At 61.2% G+C, this 19,264-nt stretch carries 18 protein-coding genes; 5 read left to right on the forward strand and 13 right to left on the reverse strand.

Annotated elements, in window-relative coordinates; genetic code table 11:
• The first annotated feature begins 37 nt into the window (after positions 1 to 37).
• The 3 genes from LCU97_RS25260 to LCU97_RS25270 are packed head-to-tail and all read left to right on the forward strand — an operon-like array spanning position 38 to position 3,193.
• Positions 38 to 271, forward strand: a complete 234-nt coding sequence (locus LCU97_RS25260; RefSeq protein ID WP_232778057.1) for a PP0621 family protein — start codon at positions 38 to 40, stop codon at positions 269 to 271.
• Complete coding sequence (locus LCU97_RS25265; protein WP_232778058.1) at positions 261 to 1,850, forward strand: two-component system sensor histidine kinase NtrB; 1,590 nt, start codon at positions 261 to 263, stop codon at positions 1,848 to 1,850. Before LCU97_RS25260 ends, LCU97_RS25265 begins: the two co-directional genes overlap by 11 nt.
• On the forward strand, positions 1,847 to 3,193 hold the full coding sequence (locus tag LCU97_RS25270) for a sigma-54-dependent transcriptional regulator (RefSeq protein ID WP_232778059.1): 1,347 nt from the start codon (positions 1,847 to 1,849) through the stop codon (positions 3,191 to 3,193). Before LCU97_RS25265 ends, LCU97_RS25270 begins: the two co-directional genes overlap by 4 nt.
• A gap of 547 nt (positions 3,194 to 3,740) precedes the next feature.
• On the opposite strand, the gene thiO is transcribed toward LCU97_RS25270, so the two are convergent.
• The 7 genes from thiO to LCU97_RS25305 are packed head-to-tail and all read right to left on the reverse strand — an operon-like array spanning position 3,741 to position 10,533.
• Positions 3,741 to 4,841 carry a glycine oxidase ThiO gene (gene thiO / locus LCU97_RS25275; protein ID WP_232778060.1) on the reverse strand — a complete coding sequence of 367 codons (1,101 nt, stop codon included), beginning with the start codon at positions 4,839 to 4,841 and terminating at the stop codon, positions 3,741 to 3,743.
• Between the two features lie 52 nt (positions 4,842 to 4,893).
• Positions 4,894 to 5,295, reverse strand: coding sequence for a type IV pilin protein (locus tag LCU97_RS25280; protein ID WP_053153587.1), 402 nt, complete (start codon positions 5,293 to 5,295; stop codon positions 4,894 to 4,896).
• Positions 5,296 to 5,304: 9 nt separating this feature from the next.
• Entirely contained in the window at positions 5,305 to 8,418 is a 3,114-nt protein-coding gene (locus LCU97_RS25285; RefSeq protein ID WP_232778061.1) for a pilus assembly protein, read from the reverse strand.
• Positions 8,405 to 8,884: a pilus assembly PilX family protein gene (locus LCU97_RS25290; protein WP_053153593.1), complete on the reverse strand. Its 480-nt coding sequence runs from the start codon at positions 8,882 to 8,884 to the stop codon at positions 8,405 to 8,407. The genes LCU97_RS25285 and LCU97_RS25290 overlap by 14 nt, the downstream gene beginning before the upstream one ends.
• A gap of 10 nt (positions 8,885 to 8,894) precedes the next feature.
• A complete protein-coding gene (locus LCU97_RS25295; protein WP_053153596.1) occupies positions 8,895 to 9,608 on the reverse strand; it encodes a PilW family protein in 714 nt (237 codons plus the stop codon).
• Complete coding sequence (pilV, locus tag LCU97_RS25300) at positions 9,605 to 10,063, reverse strand: type IV pilus modification protein PilV (protein ID WP_053153599.1); 459 nt, start codon at positions 10,061 to 10,063, stop codon at positions 9,605 to 9,607. Before pilV ends, LCU97_RS25295 begins: the two co-directional genes overlap by 4 nt.
• Complete coding sequence (locus tag LCU97_RS25305; protein ID WP_053153600.1) at positions 10,060 to 10,533, reverse strand: GspH/FimT family pseudopilin; 474 nt, start codon at positions 10,531 to 10,533, stop codon at positions 10,060 to 10,062. Before LCU97_RS25305 ends, pilV begins: the two co-directional genes overlap by 4 nt.
• Positions 10,534 to 10,660: 127 nt before the next feature.
• Here LCU97_RS25305 and LCU97_RS25310 point away from each other — a divergent pair, with 127 nt between their 5' ends.
• The gene (locus LCU97_RS25310) at positions 10,661 to 11,170 is read left to right on the forward strand and encodes a GspH/FimT family pseudopilin (protein WP_053153603.1); all 510 of its coding nucleotides are present in this window, start codon (positions 10,661 to 10,663) and stop codon (positions 11,168 to 11,170) included.
• Here the strand turns inward: LCU97_RS25310 and ispH are convergent.
• From ispH to murJ, 6 genes are all read right to left on the reverse strand, one after another.
• Positions 11,147 to 12,094, reverse strand: coding sequence for a 4-hydroxy-3-methylbut-2-enyl diphosphate reductase (ispH, locus tag LCU97_RS25315; protein ID WP_053153606.1), 948 nt, complete (start codon positions 12,092 to 12,094; stop codon positions 11,147 to 11,149). The two genes, LCU97_RS25310 and ispH, sit on opposite strands and share 24 nt — an antisense overlap.
• A gap of 192 nt (positions 12,095 to 12,286) precedes the next feature.
• A complete protein-coding gene (gene fkpB / locus LCU97_RS25320; protein WP_053153609.1) occupies positions 12,287 to 12,724 on the reverse strand; it encodes an FKBP-type peptidyl-prolyl cis-trans isomerase in 438 nt (145 codons plus the stop codon).
• Positions 12,717 to 13,229 (reverse strand): signal peptidase II, encoded by a 513-nt coding sequence (gene lspA / locus LCU97_RS25325; protein WP_232778062.1) that lies wholly within the window; start codon positions 13,227 to 13,229, stop codon positions 12,717 to 12,719. The genes fkpB and lspA overlap by 8 nt, the downstream gene beginning before the upstream one ends.
• Positions 13,222 to 16,053 (reverse strand): isoleucine--tRNA ligase, encoded by a 2,832-nt coding sequence (gene ileS, locus LCU97_RS25330; protein ID WP_053153615.1) that lies wholly within the window; start codon positions 16,051 to 16,053, stop codon positions 13,222 to 13,224. The genes lspA and ileS overlap by 8 nt, the downstream gene beginning before the upstream one ends.
• A 13-nt stretch (positions 16,054 to 16,066) precedes the next feature.
• Positions 16,067 to 17,005, reverse strand: a complete 939-nt coding sequence (gene ribF, locus LCU97_RS25335) for a bifunctional riboflavin kinase/FAD synthetase (RefSeq protein WP_232778063.1) — start codon at positions 17,003 to 17,005, stop codon at positions 16,067 to 16,069.
• Between the two features lie 118 nt (positions 17,006 to 17,123).
• Positions 17,124 to 18,662 carry a murein biosynthesis integral membrane protein MurJ gene (murJ, locus tag LCU97_RS25340; RefSeq protein WP_053153621.1) on the reverse strand — a complete coding sequence of 513 codons (1,539 nt, stop codon included), beginning with the start codon at positions 18,660 to 18,662 and terminating at the stop codon, positions 17,124 to 17,126.
• Positions 18,663 to 18,915: 253 nt separating this feature from the next.
• On the opposite strand from murJ, the gene rpsT reads away from it, so the two are divergent.
• Positions 18,916 to 19,194: a 30S ribosomal protein S20 gene (gene rpsT, locus LCU97_RS25345; protein WP_007970922.1), complete on the forward strand. Its 279-nt coding sequence runs from the start codon at positions 18,916 to 18,918 to the stop codon at positions 19,192 to 19,194.
• Positions 19,195 to 19,264 lie beyond the last annotated feature (70 nt).

Below are 19,264 nucleotides of genomic sequence, written 5' to 3' on the forward strand. Positions count from 1 at the left end.
CTAAACTGCCGCATCATCAGCCGAAAAGCCGCCCATCATGCTTCGTTTACTGTTCTGGATCGCCTTGATTGCCGCCGCGATATGGTTCTGGCGCAAATTAAAGGCCGCCTCCTCCGCACCGAACGCCCCTCGGGAGCAAGACGCACCGCCCATGGTTCGTTGCGCCCATTGCGGCGTACACCTGCCCCGTGACCGTGCGCTGGCGCTCGAGCAACAGTGGTATTGCAGCCAGGCTCACCTCGAGCAAGGCCCGGGCCCTCGTGATCGCTGAGGCTTCGAGCCCTCGCGTCAAGCAGACGCAGCGCCTGCTGCGCCTGTATCACCTGTACCGCCTGAGCATCGGCATCACCCTCGTACTGTTGATCTCCAGCAACATGGACAACCGTCTGCTGGAGTACGCCAACGACGACCTGCTACGAAGCGGTAGCTGGTTATACCTGGTACTCAACATCCTGCTGGTGGTGTTTCTGGAAAATACCCGCCGCCCAGCACGGCTGTTCGGCCTGGCTCTGACCGACGTATTGCTGCTGTCGTGGCTGTTCTTCGCCGCGGGCGGTGCCCCTAGCGCCATCGGCAACCTGCTCATCGTCTCGGTAGCCATCGGCAACACCCTGCTGCGAGACCGAATCGGCCTGTTGATCGCGGCCGTCGCCACCCTCGGCATCGTCAGCTCGACCTTCTTCCTGGGTCTCAGCGACTCGAACCGACCCAGCAGCTATCTGCAGGCCGGCACCCTTGGGGCCTTGTGCTTTGCCGCCGCCCTGTTAGTGCAGGGCCTGACCCGGCGCCTGGAGGCCAGCGAAACACTGGCCGAACAGCGGGCCAGCGAGGTGATCGGACTCGAAGCGCTCAACGCGTTAATCCTGCAGCGCATGCGCACCGGGATCCTGGTCCTCGACCGGCAGCGACGGGTGCAGTTGGCCAACGAAAGCGCACTGAACCTGCTGGGCATGCACGACCTGGTCGGCCAGCCGATCGATGATTACTCCAGCGATCTGGTCGAGTGCCTGACCTTGTGGCAGAACAACCCCAGCCTGCGTCCACCAAGCCTGACCATCGCCGGCACGGGCCTGACCCTGCAACCGAGCTTCATCGCCCTGGGGCACAATGAACAGCACCAGATCCTGGTCTTTCTCGAAGACCTGGCCCAAGTGGCCCAACACGCCCAGCAGCTTAAACTCGCCTCCCTGGGACGTCTTACAGCCGGTATCGCCCATGAAATCCGCAACCCCTTGGGGGCGATCAGCCACGCGGCACAATTGCTGCGCGAATCCGAGGAACTGAACGACGCGGATCGGCGTCTGACGCAGATTATTCAAGATCACTCCCAACGAATGAACCGCGTCATTGAAAATGTCCTGCAGCTGTCCCGCCGCCAGCAAACCACTCCCCAGCGCCTGGACCTGCGAGCCTGGCTCGGCCAATTCGTCCGGCAGGCCCGCGAAAACGCGACCGGGCACCAGCAGTTGCACCTGAGCATCGATCCGGGCGACTACGCCACGCTCATGGACCCCGATCAGTTGACCCAAGTGTTGGACAACCTCCTGCGCAACGCCTGGCGCCACAGTGCGCAGGTCCATGAGCAAGCCGAGGCCTGGCTGAAGCTCTTCATCGATCCCCACAGCCATCTGCCCACGCTGGACATCATCGACAACGGCCCCGGCGTGACACCGGACCAGCAGGCACACCTGTTCGAGCCTTTTTTCACCACCAGCAGCCAGGGCACCGGCCTTGGTCTCTATCTGTCCCGTGAGCTGTGCGAAAGCAACCAGGCCCGCCTAGACTTCAAACCACGCCAAGGCGGCGGCTGCTTTCGCATCACCTTTGCTCACGGACGGAAACAGATTTGAATACACGCTCACGGCAACGAATCCTGATCGTCGACGACGAGCCGGACATCCGCGAACTCCTGGACATCACCCTGGGACGGATGAAACTCGACACCCGCAGCGCCAAGAACCTTGCCGAAGCCCAGGCCCTGCTGGCCGGCGAAGCGTTCGATCTGTGCCTGACCGACATGCGCCTGCCCGACGGCACCGGCCTGGAGCTGGTGCAACACATCCAGCAAAGTTTTCCCCAACTGCCCGTGGCGATGATTACCGCCTACGGCAGTCTGGAAACCGCTATCGACGCCCTGAAGGCCGGGGCTTTTGATTTTCTGACCAAGCCGGTCGACCTGGGGCGGCTGCGGGAACTGGTCAGCAGTGCCCTGCGCTTACCGTCGGTCGCCGTCCCGACCACCACCATCGAGCGTTGCCTGCTGGGCGATTCTCCACCGATGCGCAATGTGCGCAAACAGATCGAGAAACTCGCTCGTAGCCAGGCACCGGTGTATATCAGCGGGGAATCGGGGTGCGGCAAGGAACTGGTGGCGCGGCTGATCCATGAACAGGGTCCTCGCTCCAACCAGGGATTCGTACCGGTCAACTGTGGGGCGATTCCGACGGAACTGATGGAAAGCGAGTTTTTCGGCCACCGAAAGGGCAGTTTCAGCGGCGCCATCGAGGACAAGCCCGGCCTGTTCCAGGCCGCTCACGGCGGGACGCTGTTCCTTGATGAAGTGGCCGACCTGCCCCTGGCGATGCAAGTCAAACTGTTGCGAGCGATTCAGGAAAAGGCCGTGCGCGCCGTTGGCGGCCAGCAGGAGGAAGTGGTGGATGTACGAATCCTCTGCGCGACTCACAAAGACCTGGGCGCCGAAGTTGCCGCCGGACGCTTCCGCCAGGACCTTTATTACCGCCTGAACGTTATCGAACTGCGCGTCCCGCCCCTTCGCGAACGCCGCGAAGACATCGAACCACTGGCCAACCACATGCTCCAGCGCCTGGCCGTCAACACTGGCAATCCCCCCGCCAAGCTTCACCCCCATGCCGTGGCAGCCCTTAAGAACTATCGCTTCCCCGGCAATGTGCGAGAGCTGGAAAACATGCTCGAACGCGCCTATACGCTCTGCGAACACCAACAGATCGAAGCCGGCGACCTGCGCCTGTCCGAAGGCACCAGCCCCACCGAAGTCGCCAGCCCCGACCTGACACGGGTCGACAACCTGGAAGACTACCTGGAAGACGTCGAGCGCAAGCTCATCCTCCAGGCCCTGGAAGAAACCCGCTGGAACCGCACAGCGGCGGCGCAGCGGTTGAAACTGTCGTTTCGGTCGATGCGGTATCGGTTGAAGAAGTTGGGGTTGGATTGAGAGGTGTCAGAGTCAGCATGACCAATGGCAGGGCTCACATTCCTACCAATCGGTGGTGGCTGTCAGACCGTCATCGCGAGCAAGCTCGCTCCCACAATGGCTCTGTGTATACCTTTGAGAGCCGTGTCGAGCTATAAGTCGCGCCGCGGCTTTTGATCTTCCGCCCCTTCGGAAGGCTGAGCGCAGGCATTCATCAGGGGGATGGCGCGCAGCGCCGTTCGACGCAGTCGAACCCATCGAGTGGAGGTCAAGCGCAGCGGACCGGAGCCGATGCCCCCCTGATGAATGCCGGAGCGAAGGAACCCCGAGCCTTGGCGAGGGGCCGTACGCTGGGGCGAGCCTTTTTGGTTACTTTTGGCTGGGCCGGCATTCCGGGCGTTTGCCAAAAGTGACCCGCTGTAAAAGCAGAACCGTAGGCAGCCGCTACCGCAGCAATGGATATACACCCGCTTAACAGAATTCCGGACACTGCCATCGCCAGCAAGCTTTGCTCCCACAGAGTGAACTGCCCCCAGAAAAACAGCCCAGAGGACACCCAGATCAGAGCCTACAACCGCCCGGCAGGCGCATACGGCGCAGGATCGATCACCGGCTCACGCCCCAACATCAAATCAGCAAACAACTGACACGACGCCGGCGCCAGCACCAACCCATTGCGGAAATGCCCGCAGTTGAGCCACAGACCCGCAACGCCCGGCACTTCACCGATATACGGGATACCCTCCGGCGAACCGGGTCGCAACCCCGCCCAATGCCCAACCACCTCAGCATCGGCCAGGGCCGGGATCAACTGCTGCGCAGAAGCCTTCAGGCTTTGCAGCGCGTTATCGGTCGGCGTCTTGTCAAAACCTTCGCGCTCCAGGGTGCTGCCCACCAGGATATGTCCGTCGCGACGCGGAATCGCGTAACGGCCCTTGGCCAGGACCATGCTCGACAGGAAATCCGACGCGCACTTGTACAGGATCATCTGACCCTTGACCGGCTCGACCGGCAACTTCAGCCCTAACGTCTTGAGCAACTCACCGCTCCAGGCGCCTGCGGCCAGTACCACTTGATCGCCACGAATCGGTCCGGCCGAACTCTCTACCCCGACAACCCGCTCACCGTCGCGGATGAACCCGCCGACCTCACAGTGCTCATGAAGCGTGACATTGGGCAGCGCCAGCAAGGCAGCCTTGAGGGACTTCACCAACCGGGGGTTGCGCACGTTGGCAACGTCGGCCATGTAGATCGCTCGGGAAAACCCCGCCCCCAGCACCGGCACGGCATCATGGACAGCAGAGATATCCACAGCCTTCAACGGACGCCCTTCCCGCCTGGCCCAGGCCAGCGCTTCGTCCTGATCGTCCAGGTCCAGCCAATACAGACCGGTAACATGCACTTGCGGGTCGACCCCGGTGGCCGCGAGCAGACGCTGCCCCAGCTGTGGATAAAAATCCTGCGACCAATGCGCCAGTGCCGTGACAGCCGGGCTATAGCGCCAGGGGTAGAGCGGCGACACGATACCGCCACCGGCCCAGGACGACTCCTGGCCAACACTGGAACGGTCCAGCAGAACCACGCGTTGGCCTTCCGAGGCCAGATTGAACGCCGTCAGCAGGCCGATGACTCCGCCGCCGACAATCACCACTTGCTGTTGCCTGGTCATGTTCTGATTCGACTCATAAGACAGGGGCGCAAACGGCGCCCGAATGAAAAACTCAGCGACCCCAGCAATCCTTGGCGGTCAAGCCGGCAGCGGCATTGAGCATGCTTCGCGCCCCCGTGTTGTTGATCGTGAAATCGCCACACTTGTCCGTAGCCATGGACGAACCGCTTTTGCGCACGGCGGTCAAGGTAAAGCTCTGGTCCGCCAGCGTCTGTGTAATGGTGTAGAAATCATTGCCACTGCTCAGCCCGGTGGCATTGGTGTACACGTTGTTCTTCGAGTAGTAGCGCTCGAGGATCTGAGCCTGCTCCGATAGCAGACTGGCTATTTCGGTACGTCGGCCTTTTTTCATGTACTCGGTCAGGCTCGGGTAGCCGACGGTGATCACGATACCAATGATGGCGATCACGATCATGATTTCAATCAAGGTAAAACCCCGGTTGGATTTGCGCATACCTACCTCTTACTGTATTTGCCGCCACATGATGCGACGGCTGCCGCCAACGGCTTTCCCCAGCAGGTCAGTAATACCGCCTCCGGAATCGTTCACGACCATGTTGGTGGCTCCGTTGGCACTGACGACTGCACTCAGGGTCGGGATACCACCGGTGAAAACCACCCCGGCGGAGATCGTATCGAGGCTGCTGAGTGTGCCGTCCCCATTGGTATCGAGCACCGCATAGTTGAGCATCTTACCGTTGAAAGCATCCACTTCGATCAGTTTGCCTGTACCGAAGCTGGCACAGGGGTCGGTGGTGTCCACCGCGGCGGTGGTGAAGACCACACGCCCGAGCACCAGGTTGGCCGGGTTGATGACCCGCTCCCCGGTCAACGCGTTGTTGTACACCAGAGGCAAGTACCAGCCTTTTTTCGCGGGGTAAGTCACGTCGGTCTGGCTGGTGGTCACGAACTGCCCCGTGCTGCCTGAAAACACGCCGGTGATCGACTGGGCCTGCAGACTCGACACCGTGATCGCCCCGGCGCCACCGACGGCATCCCAGATCGAATAGAACGCTTGCAAGTCCTTGTTGAGCTTGTCGGCTGTTTCATTGAATTTGCCGGTGCCGAAGAACACCTGGACCCCGCCCTGGGGGTTGTCCGCCAACAAAGGCTGCACGGTGATCGGCTGGGTCGCGCCGCCCGGCGCGGTGAACAAGGGTTGACCGGCAAATGCCACGCCCCAGGTGTTCGGAGAGGTGCCGCTGAGGTCGAACTTCCACATCCGTCCCTTCAAGTCGCCACCATAGGCCGCCTGAACCACGTTCTGGGAGTTGACCCGAAGCTTGACCGAGGACAAGCCATTATCGGTCTCGCTGCTGTTGATGACGATTTTCCTGATCAACGATCCGTCACGGATATCCACCACGTACAACGCCGCCACGCCGGAGTTGCTGCCGTAGCCATTGGAAATGAAGGCGGCCCAGCGACCATCCGCCAGACGAGCTACCTCGGGGCGCGCGTAGGCGTAGCCCAGGTCATTGAAAGTGTGCGCCGTGTTGGCAACGGTCGGCGCGCTGATTTCCCACAACGCCCGGATCGTGTTGCCTGCCGTCGCGTCGTACAGCTGAACGGCAAAGAATGATTTGCCCCCGGCCCCTGTTCCCCCAACGGCAACGGTCTTCCAGGCGCTGCCCGATTGCGTATCGAACACCCCGACCTGCCCGTCCACCAGGAACTTGTGGCTGACACCGTTGATGTAGTTGACGTCGGCAATGGACTGCAGCGATGGCAGTACGCTCGACGGCATGTAGGCGTAGCGGCGCGTGCCATTGGCGCTGTTGATGACATTGAAGAAACCGTCGTTGGCGTTCACCACCAGGCTGCTGTTCATGCTCGCGGCCTTGGTTGTCAGGTACGTGCTGTAACTGGTGTCGTTCACCAGGTCCGCGGCAGTCTGGTCATTGGGCGAGGCCAGCACCAGGGGTGAGTTGATGATGTCCCCCAGCAACAGGCTGCGCACCTTCAGGCCGGTTTTGTTAGTGCCCTTGCTCCACTCCACCAGATCGTTGCCGGTGATCCCCGTAGGCAGGTTCTGGCTGAGACTGGCTTGCTGGGCGGGCGAAAAGTTGGCGTAGGCCAACGTTACCGGCACGTTGGTCGCGGTGTTCCATGACTGGTAAATCGGCGCCGTGGCGCCGGGTACGATGGTGGTATTGGTGGTCCACTGCACCGCCGCCGTGTTGACCGTGCCTGTCGAGTTGAAGCCGAACGCCCGGATGGTACCGTGCCAGTCCTTGGGGTCGTAGGTGGTCTGGTAGAAACTGGATGTGCTGGAGAGCGTGGCGCTGTTGGCGGTGCCGCCGCCCCCTGATCCGGCCTTGGATGTGATGTCGCTCAGGGCCGATGACAGAGCCGAGTTAAGGCCTTCGCTGTCGGTCGCCGGGTAATACCGGCCAGCACCGTAACGGGCAGCATCGGACAGCATCTGGTTGTTGACAGCGAAACCGACGGTGTAGGTGTTGAGGTACTGTCGGGGAAAGTCCGTCGAGTTCCAGCCCTTGCCAGTGGCATCCGTGCCGGTGGAGCGCATGTCGATGTCGAAGGCGAATTTGGCGATGTCGTCCAGGTAAAGCGTGTCGCCCTCGCCATCGCCACTGAGGTTGTCGCCATCGTTGGTGCCGATGCCATCCCAGTTCGGCAAGCGCGGACCGCTCGTCGAGGTTGCCTGCGGGTCGTTAGTGGGAAACGTCCGGTCGAACGTGGGCAGGCCATCGGTGATCACCACACCGAAGTTTTTTTGGCACCGATACTGGATCGGGCTGGTGTAGGTGCTGGGGGTGCCGTTGTAGTACGGTGCCATGCCCCTGAAGTAGCGGGTGACTTCGTAGTAACTCTCGGCCAGTGGAGTGTTCGCGACAGCGCCCAAACCATTGATGGCGTTGACCAGCGCTGTGTAGTTGGAGTTGGCCTGGGTCTGGGTAACACTGCCGCTGACGGGCGATAGGTCGCTGATGGCCCGGACAATGTACCCCCCCGGGCCGGAGTTCCCACTGTTGGGCGGATTGAAAGTGGCCAGGCCAATGCGCAAGGCGCGGTTGCTGGCGACCAGATCGTTGGAAACGTCACGCGCCACGTTTATCCGATAGTCGGAGGGGATCACGCCTGTGGTGAAGTCCCGGCTCGAACCATTGGCCAAGGTTACGAGATAGGCCAGGTACCTGGCGGTATAACGGGTATTACCGCCGCCCACGGGATCTGGAAGTCGAAGACAGACCCGGCCAATGCCGGAGCGATAGAAACCGTACCAGCCAGACGAACAGCCACCACGCAGCAGGCTCAGCAACAGGATATTCGAGTCGTCCAGGTCTAACTCATACCTTTCATTGCAATTGCTGCTGGTGCTGCATGCATACGTGCGCGTTTGCGCCGCCGTTGGATCGAACCCCGCCGCCCAGATGATGTTGTTCATACTCCCCGAGTCATCGATCAGCAGCATCACGTTCGGCGTTACCGCAGCTGCACTCAGCAATGGCGAATCCGATGGCGTGAAGGCATGGACCGGAGCTGTGAGATAAAGGCTGAGCAGTACGCCCCACAGCGCCTGCCTCCAGCCACGAAGAGCCTCAATATTTCGCATAGACGCTCTCCACAACGCTGCGCTGGTTATTGCCCACCACCGCCACCGCCGTGATCCGGTACAGGGTCGCCGACGTATTGCTGGGCACGTTGACCGCCGTGAGCGTGGTGCCAATGTTCTGCACGCCATAGAACCCGCCAGGAACGGCAATCCAGTTGACCCCGGAGGTGGAATTGCGCCCCGCCGCCGTCAGGGTCGCCGACTCGGCCGGCGGCGCGCATTGGATCGCGGTGGTACAAACCGGCAATGAATAGGTCTCCACCTGCACGGCGCTTTCGCCCATCCTCAACGCCGCCTCGGCCAACTGGAACGACTGGTTACGCAGCATGGTGCTACTGGTCATCTTTTCCTGGAGGGTGGCGCTCTGCATCGACGACAGGCCGATGAGCGTCAGGAGCAGCAGAAAGACGAGACTCACCAGCAAGGCCATGCCACGTTGGTTGTGTCGAGTGGACGTCAGCATCATGAGTCGCCCCTCACAACAACCGGTTGCGCAAAGCGGCAACCACGTTGTAGGTCTGATCGCGCACCACGTTTCTGGGGTCGAAGAGCGTCAAAGTCAGGCGTACGCTACGGATCAGTGCCGGGTCGGACGGATTGCTGTTATAGCTCGATGCCGCGATGTCCGTAGCGCTGCTGGCCACGCCGAACGTCACGGTGAAGGCCCGCACGTTATCCACCAGCACCGCCATGGTCGGGTTGCCGGGCCCGGAGCCCATCAACAACTGATTATTGCTGAAGCCGTAGATCAACCGTCTTATCGGGAACGCCATCTGCCCCGCCGCTGGCGCCCGCACGCCGGTGTAGGCAGTGGCCGAAGTGCGGCAATCGGACACCACGGTCCAGGCCGGCACACCGCCACTGCTGCCTACATCCGCGGTCACCAGGGTCAGCCTCAGGTTGGCGTTGTCCCAGCGAATGGGCGTGACCTGGCTGGCATTGAAATCCCCTGCCTGGGACGCATCGGTGATGCTTCCCAGGCAGCCGAACATGCCCACCATGCGAAGCTCCTGAAGCATCTTGCTCAGTGCGAAGCGAGCGTCTTCCTGCATCACCGCCGCGGCGTCCTGACTGATATAGGTGTTCTTCGCGGCGATGAAGATCTGCACCACACCCAGCACCACGACCAGGCTGAGCACCAGCGCGATCATCAATTCAATCAGACCGAAGCCCCGACAGCGTCTGTTCATGGCGTCGCCACCGGGTCGACGGCAACGCGGCTGGTCAGCACGAAGCTGCGTCGCGCCTCGGCCGCATTGCTCGTATTGGCGGCTCGCGCATCGTCCCAGGAAATGGTGATGGTGTAGACCCGCTGGTTCAGTGCAACGGTGCCGGTGGCCGTGGCACCGCCGAAGGCGATGATGTTGGTCTTGAAATCGTAAAGATCCTGGTCCCTCGCCACATTGAGGTTCGGCGAGCTGGGTGGCGTGACGGTGTAGTCCGCACCGGAATTGGCGCGAATGCGGTCCAGCAGGTCATAAGCGATGAAACTGGCCTGGCTGGTCATGCGCGAACTGTCGGTGTACTTGAGCGCATTGAGCTGGATCATTGCCGCCCCCAGCAAGCCCACGCCGAGGATCAGCATCGCCACCAACACCTCGATCAGCGTCATGCCCTCCTGTGTCCTTTTACTGCAATCCGTCATCCGCAACTTCCACCCAATACGATTCGTCCGTTGAGGCAAACACTCAGCGACCTGCTCTGCGTCCCTCGCACATAATTGAAGGTCACCGGCGTAGTCGATGCCGACAACCCTCCAAGGTTGTTGAAATCAATGCGGGTTACCTCTGAGGTTAGCGTCAGAGTCGCACCGCTGCTCATCGCTGGAACAACCCGCAATACATTGGCTGGCGTGCCCGTGCTGTCGTATACCGTCAGTTCGCTGCTCCAGGCGCTGCCAAGGATCGTGGGGCGAATGCGTATCGTGGCGCCGCGGTCGATCGCGGTCATGCGGGCAAAATTCAGCGCCCGGCGCAGATCGCCGATCTCGGTGTCGGCCTTGGTGCGCTGCATCGAGCCGGTGAATGCAGGCACCGCCATCGTGATGAGGACCAGCAACACGCCGAGGGCGACCAGCACCTCGATCAGCGTGAAACCTTTTGTACGAAGATCCATCGATGCCCTCCGCCGACGTCGGCTATACCTGCCTCTACAAGCTAGAACAAACCATTGCCACAACAAGCCCTGCCCCACCATTGATTGCACTACCACGCCGTTCCACGCTCTCCAGGGAGGAGACGCCATGCACCAACAGGGCTTCAGTCTGATCGAACTGCTCATGGGACTGGCAATTGCCGCGATTGTTCTGCCATGGGCTGGATCCGGCTACAAAGCCCTCATCGAGTCCATCGAGCGCAAGGAAGCCGCCCGCCTGTTGGCCAGCGGCTTGCGTACCGCACGAAGCGAAGCCATCACACGCAACCAAACGGTGGCGATCAAAGGAATAGACAACGATTGGAGCCAAGGGTGGCAAATCATCCAGGACGGAGATGACCAGGCGTTGCTGATACAGCGCAGCAGCGGTGCTCGCATCATCGGCAACTGGGCGGTGAAGCATTCGGTGAGGTTCGCCGGTCATGGGCAGGCGCTGCTGCCCAGTGGCGCGTTTCAAGCGGGCACTCTACACATTTGCGCGAAACACCAGCCGGTCAGCCACCACCAGGTGGTGCTGTCGCGTACCGGGCGCGTCAGCCTGCGCAGCAAGGAGGCCGAGCAGGCGCTATGCGAGTTAAAGGAGGGAGCGGACCCGTAGTTCCTTGGGCATGGAAAAGGTGATGTTTTCCTCGCGACCGGCCAGCTCGTCGGCCCCGGTGGCGCCCCAGGCCTGCAATTGCTGGATCACGCCACGCACCAACACCTCCGGTGCTGAAGCACCGGCGGTAATACCGATGTGCTCGACGCCCTCGAACCAGCTGCGTTGCATGTCCTCGGCACCGTCGATCAGGTACGCCGGCGTCCCCATGCGCTCGGCCAGCTCACGCAAGCGGTTGGAATTGGAACTGTTCGGGCTACCGACCACCAGTACGACATCGCACTCGTCGGCCAATTGCTTGACCGCATCCTGACGGTTCTGGGTGGCGTAGCAGATATCATCCTTGCGCGGCCCGCCAATAGCCGGGAAGCGCGTACGCAGGGCGTCGATCACGCGGCTGGTGTCATCCATCGACAAGGTGGTCTGGGTGACGAAGGCCAGTTTTTCCGGGTTACGCACCTGCAAGGCCGCCACGTCTTCCTCATCCTCGACCAGGTAGATCGCGCCGCCATTGCTGGCGTCGTACTGCCCCATGGTGCCTTCGACTTCCGGGTGCCCTTCGTGGCCAATCAGAATGCATTCACGGCCGTCGCGGCTGTAGCGGGCCACTTCGATATGTACCTTGGTCACCAGCGGGCAGGTCGCGTCGAACACCTTCAGGCCACGGCCAGCGGCTTCGGTCCGCACGGCCTGGGAAACCCCGTGGGCACTGAAAATCACGATGACATCATCCGGCACCTGGTCCAGCTCCTCGACGAAAATGGCCCCGCGACTGCGCAGGTCTTCGACGACGAATTTGTTGTGGACCACTTCATGGCGCACATAGATGGGCGGCCCGAAGACTTCCAGGGCGCGGTTGACGATTTCGATCGCCCGGTCCACCCCGGCGCAGAAGCCACGGGGGTTGGCGAGTTTGATTTGCATGCTGTGCCTCGTGTCTTGCGCAAGGACTGATCACTTGCCAGGAACAATGGGTATCTCATTTGGGAGCGAATCTGTGGGAGCAAAGCTTGCTCGCGATGAACGATGACACGATCCTTCAGTTGAAACGTGTCGCCTGCATCGCGGGCAAGCCTTGCTCCCACAGGCTCGCCCACACAGCCAATCGAACAGTGCTTAAACCGCCTTGACGTCGAGGATTTCCACTTCGAAGTTCAAGGTCTTGCCCGCCAGCGGGTGGTTGAAGTCCACGGTCACCTGGGCGTCGTCAAATGCCTTCACCACGCCCGGCAGTTCGGTATTGGCGGCGTCGTTGAAAATCACCAGCAGGCCTTCGGACAGCTCCATGTCCTGGAACTGAGAGCGTGGCATGGTCTGCACGTTCTGCGGGTTGGGCTGACCAAAGGCGTTTTCCGGCGCAACGACTACGGTGCGCTTGTCACCGGCCTTGAAACCGAAGATCGCCGCTTCGAAGCCTGGCAGCAGGTTGCCATCACCGACCTTGAACACGGCCGGGGCCTTGTCGAAGGTGCTGTCGACGGTGTCGCCGTTTTCCAGGTGCAGGGCGAAGTGAAGTTTCACTTCAGTGTTTTGAGCGATGCGCTGCTCAGTCATGGACGGCTTCTCCGGTTTTCTTGCTCTTGAACATATCCAGCGCGAGCATCACGGCGCCCACGGTGATGGCGCTGTCGGCAAAGTTGAACGCCGGGAAATACCAGCGGGTCTGCCAATGCACCAGGATAAAATCGATCACGTGGCCCAGGACAATGCGGTCGTAGAGATTGCCCAGCGCGCCACCCAGCACCAGGGCCAGCGCCACGGCCAGCCAGGTTTCGTTGCGACCCAGCCGCTTGAGCCAGACCACCAGCACACCGCTGACCGCTATCGCGATCAGTGCAAAGAGCCAGCGCTGCCAGCCCGAACTGTCGGCCAGGAAGCTGAAGGCCGCGCCAGTGTTGTAGGCCAAGGTCCAGCTGAAGTAGTCGGGAATGACCACGATCTGCTGGTACAGGGTCAGCGAGCTTTCGAAGTAGAACTTGCTGGCCTGGTCGATGACCAGTACCAGCACGCTCAACCAGAGCCAGCTCAGCCGTCCGAAACGGCCTGCTGCATTAGGCATAGTGGCGAACCTCACCGCTGCCGCTGATGTTATCGACGCAACGACCGCAAATTTCCGGATGCTCCGGGTTCACGCCGACGTCTTCGCGGCAATGCCAGCAACGGGCGCACTTGACGAAGCTCGACTTGACCACCTTGAGCTTCAGGCCGGCCACTTCAGTGACCACCGCATCGACCGGTGCCTGTACCAACGGGGCGACACTGGCGGTGGAGGTGATCAATACGAAGCGCAGCTCGTTACCCAACTTGGCCAGGTCGGTGGCCAAAGCCTCTTCGGCATAGAGGGTCACTTCGGCCTGCAGGCTGCCACCTACGGCCTTGGCCGCACGCTGGATTTCCATTTCCTTGTTGACCGCGGCCTTGACCGACATGATCCGGTCCCAATAGGCACGGTCCAGCTCGAAACCTTGCGGCAATTCGGTCAGTCCTTCGTACCAGGTGTTGAGCATCACCGATTCGTTGCGCTCGCCCGGCAGGTATTCCCACAGCTCATCGGCAGTGAACGCCAGGATCGGCGCGATCCAGCGCACCAGCGCCTCGCTGATGTGGAACAGCGCGGTCTGGCATGAACGACGGGCCTTGCTGTTGGCGCCGGTGGTGTACTGGCGATCCTTGATGATGTCGAGGTAGAAACCACCCAGCTCCTGCACGCAGAAGTTGTGGATCTTGGAGTAGACGTTCCAGAAGCGGTATTCGCCGTAGTGCTCCTGCAATTCGCGTTGCAGCAGCAGGGTACGATCCACGGCCCAGCGGTCCAGGGCGAGCATGTCCTCGGCCGGCAGCAGGTCGGTGGCCGGGTTGAAGCCGGTCAGGTTCGAGAGCAGGAAGCGCGCGGTATTGCGGATACGCCGGTAGGCGTCGGCACTGCGCTGCAGGATCTGCTCGGAAACCGCCATCTCGCCCGAATAGTCGGTGGACGCGACCCACAGGCGCATGATGTCGGCGCCCAGGGTGTCGTTGACTTTCTGCGGCGCAATCACGTTGCCCAAGGACTTGGACATCTTGCGGCCGGCCTCGTCCACGGTGAAACCATGGGTCAGCAGTTCGCGGTACGGCGCATGCTCATCAATGGCGCAACCGGTCAGCAAGGACGAATGGAACCAGCCCCGATGCTGGTCCGAACCTTCCAGGTAAAGGTCGGCACGCGGGCCGGCCTCGTGGCCCATCGGGTGCGAGCCGCGCAGCACGTGCCAGTGGGTGGTACCGGAGTCGAACCAGACGTCCAGGGTGTCGCTGATCTTGTCGTACAGCGGCGCTTCATCGCCCAACAGCTCGGCGGCGTCCAGCTTGAACCAGGCCTCGATGCCCTCGGCTTCGACGCGCTTGGCCACTTCTTCCATCAGCTCGACGGTGCGCGGGTGCAGCTCGCCGCTTTCCTTGTTCAGGAAGAACGGAATCGGCACGCCCCAGTTGCGCTGGCGGGAGATGCACCAGTCCGGACGGTTGGCGATCATCGAGTGCAGGCGCGCCTGGCCCCAGGCCGGAACGAACCTGGTGTTTTCGATGGCCTTGAGCGAGCGCTGACGCAGGGTTTCGCCGCTGGTGGGCTGCTTGTCCATGCCGATGAACCACTGCGCGGTGGCGCGGTAGATCAGCGGAGTCTTGTGGCGCCAGCAGTGCATGTAGCTGTGTTCGATGACAGTGGTGTGCAGCAGCGCGCCGACTTCAGTCAGTTTGTCGACGATGGCCGGGTTGGCTTTCCAGATGAACTGGCCACCGAAGAATTCCAGGGACGGCACGTATACGCCGTTGCTCTGGACCGGATTGAGGATGTCGTCGTTGACCATGCCGTACTTCTTGCAGGTCACGAAGTCGTCCACGCCATAGGCCGGCGCGGAGTGAACCACACCCGTGCCCGCACCCAGCTCCACGTAGTCGGCCAGGTACACCGGCGACAGGCGGTCATAGAACGGATGACGGAAATTGATGAGCTCCAGCGCCGAACCCGGCGCAGTGGCCAGCACCGAGCCTTCCAGGCCATAGCGGGTCAGGCAGGATTCGACAAGCTCTTCGGCCAGCACCAGCAGCTTGTCGCCCACGTCAACCAAGGCATAGTTGAACTCCGGATGGACATTCAGCGCCTGGTTGGCCGGAATGGTCCACGGGGTGGTAGTCCAGATCACGATGGCGGCCGGCTTGCTCAGCTTGCCCAGGCCGAAAGCACTGGCGAGCTTGTCTTCGTCGGCGATCGGGAACGCCACGTCGATGGTCGACGACTTCTTGTTCTCGTACTCGACTTCCGCCTCGGCCAGGGCCGAACCGCAATCGAAGCACCAGTTCACCGGCTTGAGGCCCTTGAACACGAAGCCGCCCTCGACGATTTTCGCCAGGGCACGGATTTCGCCGGCTTCGTTCTTGAAATCCATGGTTTTGTACGGGTTGGCGAAGTCGCCCAGTACGCCGAGGCGGATGAATTCGGACTTCTGCCCTTCGATCTGCTCGGTGGCGTAGGCACGGCACAGCTCGCGGGTCTTCTCCGCGCCCAGGTTCTTGCCGTGGGTCACTTCCACCTTGTGCTCGATCGGCAGGCCGTGGCAATCCCAGCCTGGGACATAAGGCGCATCAAAACCCGACAGGGTCTTGGAGCGGACGATCATGTCCTTGAGAATCTTGTTCAGCGCGTGACCGATGTGAATGGTGCCGTTGGCGTACGGAGGGCCGTCGTGCAGGACGAACTTCGGACGATCCTTGCCAATCTCGCGCAACTTTCCGTACAGGCCAATGCTGTCCCAACGCTGCAGAATCTGTGGTTCGCGCTGAGGCAGGCCGGCCTTCATTGGGAAGGCGGTGTCCGGAAGGTTTAGCGTGGCTTTATAGTCGGTCATTTAAGGCTCTTCATTAGCGATTGGCGCTGGTTGCGACAAGGGCACGGGCGGCGGCGATATCGGCATGGATCGCCGTCTTGAGCGCCTCCAGAGAGGCAAAACGCTGCTCTTCACGCAGCTTATGGTGGAAAACCACCGTCAAACGCCGGTCATACAGATCGCCGGCAAAATCCAGAACATGTACTTCGAGATGGGCCTTGCCATCTCCCTGGACCGTGGGGCGTACGCCGATATTGGCGACACCGGGCCAGGTTTTGCCGTCGATTTCGACACTTACCAGGTACACACCGGTCAATGGCACGCGACGGCGCTTGAGTTGCACGTTGGCAGTCGGCGTTCCCAACTGGCGCGCCAGCTTCTGCCCGTGCAGGATCCGTCCCGCGATCCGGTAAGGCCGCCCGAGCAAGCGTTCGGCCAATGCGAAATCGGCGGCCGCCAGGGCGTTGCGAACCTGGGTGCTGCTGACTCGCAAGCCATCCATCTCGACGGTCTGCGCCGCTTCGACAGTGAAGCCATGGGCGATACCGGCCTGCTGCAAGTACGTGAAATCCCCTGCCCGGTCGCAACCGAAACGGAAGTCGTCACCGACCTCCAGATGCTTGATGCCAAGACCGTCCACCAGGATGGTCTCGACAAAGTCGGCCGCGCTGAGCTGGCTCAGCCGTTGGTTGAAGGCCAGGCACAGGACCCGGTCGATGCCTTCGGCAGCCAGCAACTGCAATTTGTCCCGCAACCGGGCCAGACGGGCCGGCGCAGTGTCCGGGGCAAAGAATTCCCGGGGCTGCGGCTCGAAGATCACCACGCAGCTGGGCAGGCCCAACTCCAGCGCACGCTCACGCAACCGCGCCAGGATAGCCTGGTGGCCACGGTGAACACCGTCGAAGTTGCCAATGGTGGCGACACAGCCCCGATGCCGGGGACGCAGGTTGTGGAGGCCTCGAACCAGCTGCATAACGCGCTTCTTGCTCATAAAGTGGCCGATTATAACCACACCCGACGGCCAACGACAGGCAACACCGTAACCCAAAGTGATCGAACCGACAAAACCGCTACCCGCCCGCGGCCCGTCGTCAGCTCAAGGCCTTGCGATTGAAGTCCCGCAGACGGAACCCCAGCAGCAGCAACATGCCGAAATATGCCACTACACCGGCCACGACCAGCAGGCCCAGGCGCAGGAAACGTTCCAGCATCTGCCCCCCACCCCAGGCCGGCATGAAATACATTCCCGCGAGCAGGACCGCCGACATCACCCCCACGGCCACCAGCAGCTTGAGACCAAACTTGCCCCATCCCGGTTGCGGCTGATACATCTTCTGCCTGCGCAACTGGTAAAACAGTAGGCCGGCGTTGAGGCAGGCACCGATACTGATCGCCAGGGCCAAGCCGGCGTGAGCCAGCGGACCGATCAGCAACAGGTTGAACAACTGGGTCATCACCAGGGTGAAAATGGCGATCTTCACCGGCGTGCGGATGTTCTGCTGGGCATAGAAGCCTGGCGCCAACACCTTGATCAGGATGATCCCGAGCAGCCCCACCGAATAAGCGATCAAGGCCCGCTGGGTCATGGCGGCATCGAACGCATTGAACTGGCCATACTGGAACAGTGAAACGGTCAGGGGCTCGGCCAGGATCCCGAGCGCCAGGGCACACGGCAGCACCAGCACGAAACACAGCCGCAGGCCCCAATCGAGAATGCGCGAGTATTCCTGGCGATCCTGGCTGGCGTAGGTCTTGGCCAGGGTCGGCAGCAGGATCGTGCCGAGCGCTACGCCCAGAACCCCGGACGGCAACTCCATCAGGCGGTCGGCGTAATACATCCACGACACCGAGCCGGCCACCAGGAACGAGGCGAAAATCGTGTTGATGATCAGGGAAATCTGACTTACCGAAACGCCAAGGATCGCTGGCAACATCTGCTTGAGTACCCGCCAGACGCCGCTGTCGCGCAGATTCAACCGTGGCAGCACCAGCATGCCAATCTTTTTCAGATAAGGCAGTTGATACAGCAGTTGCGCCAACCCGCCCACCAGCACCGCCCACCCCAGGGCCATCACCGGCGGATTGAAATACGGCGTCAGGAACACCGCAAATACAATCATGCTGACATTGAGCAGGGTCGGCACGAACGCCGGCACCGAGAAACGGTTCCAGGTATTGAGGATCGCGCCAGCCAAGGACGACAGGGAGATCAGCAATATATAAGGAAAGGTCACCCGCAACAGGTCACTGGTGAGTTGGAATTTTTCCGGGGTGTTGGTGAACCCCGGCGCCGTCGCCCAGATCACCCAGGGCGCGGCGAGCATGCCGGCCGCCGTGACAAACGCCAGCACCAGGGTCAGCAAACCGCTGACGTAGGCAATGAAGGTGCGAGTCGCCTCGTCGCCCTTCTGGCTTTTGTATTCCGCCAGGATCGGCACGAAAGCCTGGGAAAAGGCCCCTTCGGCGAAAATCCGGCGCAGCAGGTTGGGCAACTTGAAGGCGATGAAGAAGGCGTCAGTGGCCATCCCGGCACCGAAGATCCGTGCGATCAACGTATCGCGAACGAACCCCAGGACACGGGAAAGCATCGTGATAGAGCTGACGGCGGCCAACGATTTGAGCAGATTCATGAAAAGAGTTCTTGCCTGTCGATAAACAGCAGGCGAACTACGCGCCCACTTGTGCGATACTCCGCGCCGCCAACAGCACAGCGCCAAAGCCCGCGAGTTTACAGGTCGCACGCCGGAAAGAAATCATCCGGTGCGCCGTACCTGCCATTCAGCGGAACGCGTCACCCGCCCTTGACAAGACCTCAACTCATCGGCATGATTCGCGGCCTATTTTGTTTGCTATTTCCCAAAAAGTCTTTCGAGGAGCTCGACGGTGGCCAACTCACCTTCCGCCAAAAAACGTGCAAAACAGGCTGAGAAGCGTCGCAGCCACAACGCCAGCCTGCGTTCCATGGTTCGTACCTACATCAAAAACGTAGTCAAGGCCATCGACGCAAAAGACGCTGCAAAAGCCCAAGCTGCTTACGTTCTGGCTGTGCCTGTTATCGACCGCATGGCCGATAAAGGCATCATCCACAAGAACAAGGCTGCTCGCCATAAGAGCCGCCTGAATGGCCACGTAAAGGCCCTGAACGTTGCCGCTGCTGCCTAAGCGACACGCTCGTTAAAAAACCGACCCCAGGGTCGGTTTTTTATTGCCTGCGATTTAACCTGTGGAAGCA

Source organism: Pseudomonas uvaldensis, assembly GCF_021271205.1.
Classification (GTDB): Bacteria; Pseudomonadota; Gammaproteobacteria; order Pseudomonadales; family Pseudomonadaceae; genus Aquipseudomonas; species Aquipseudomonas uvaldensis.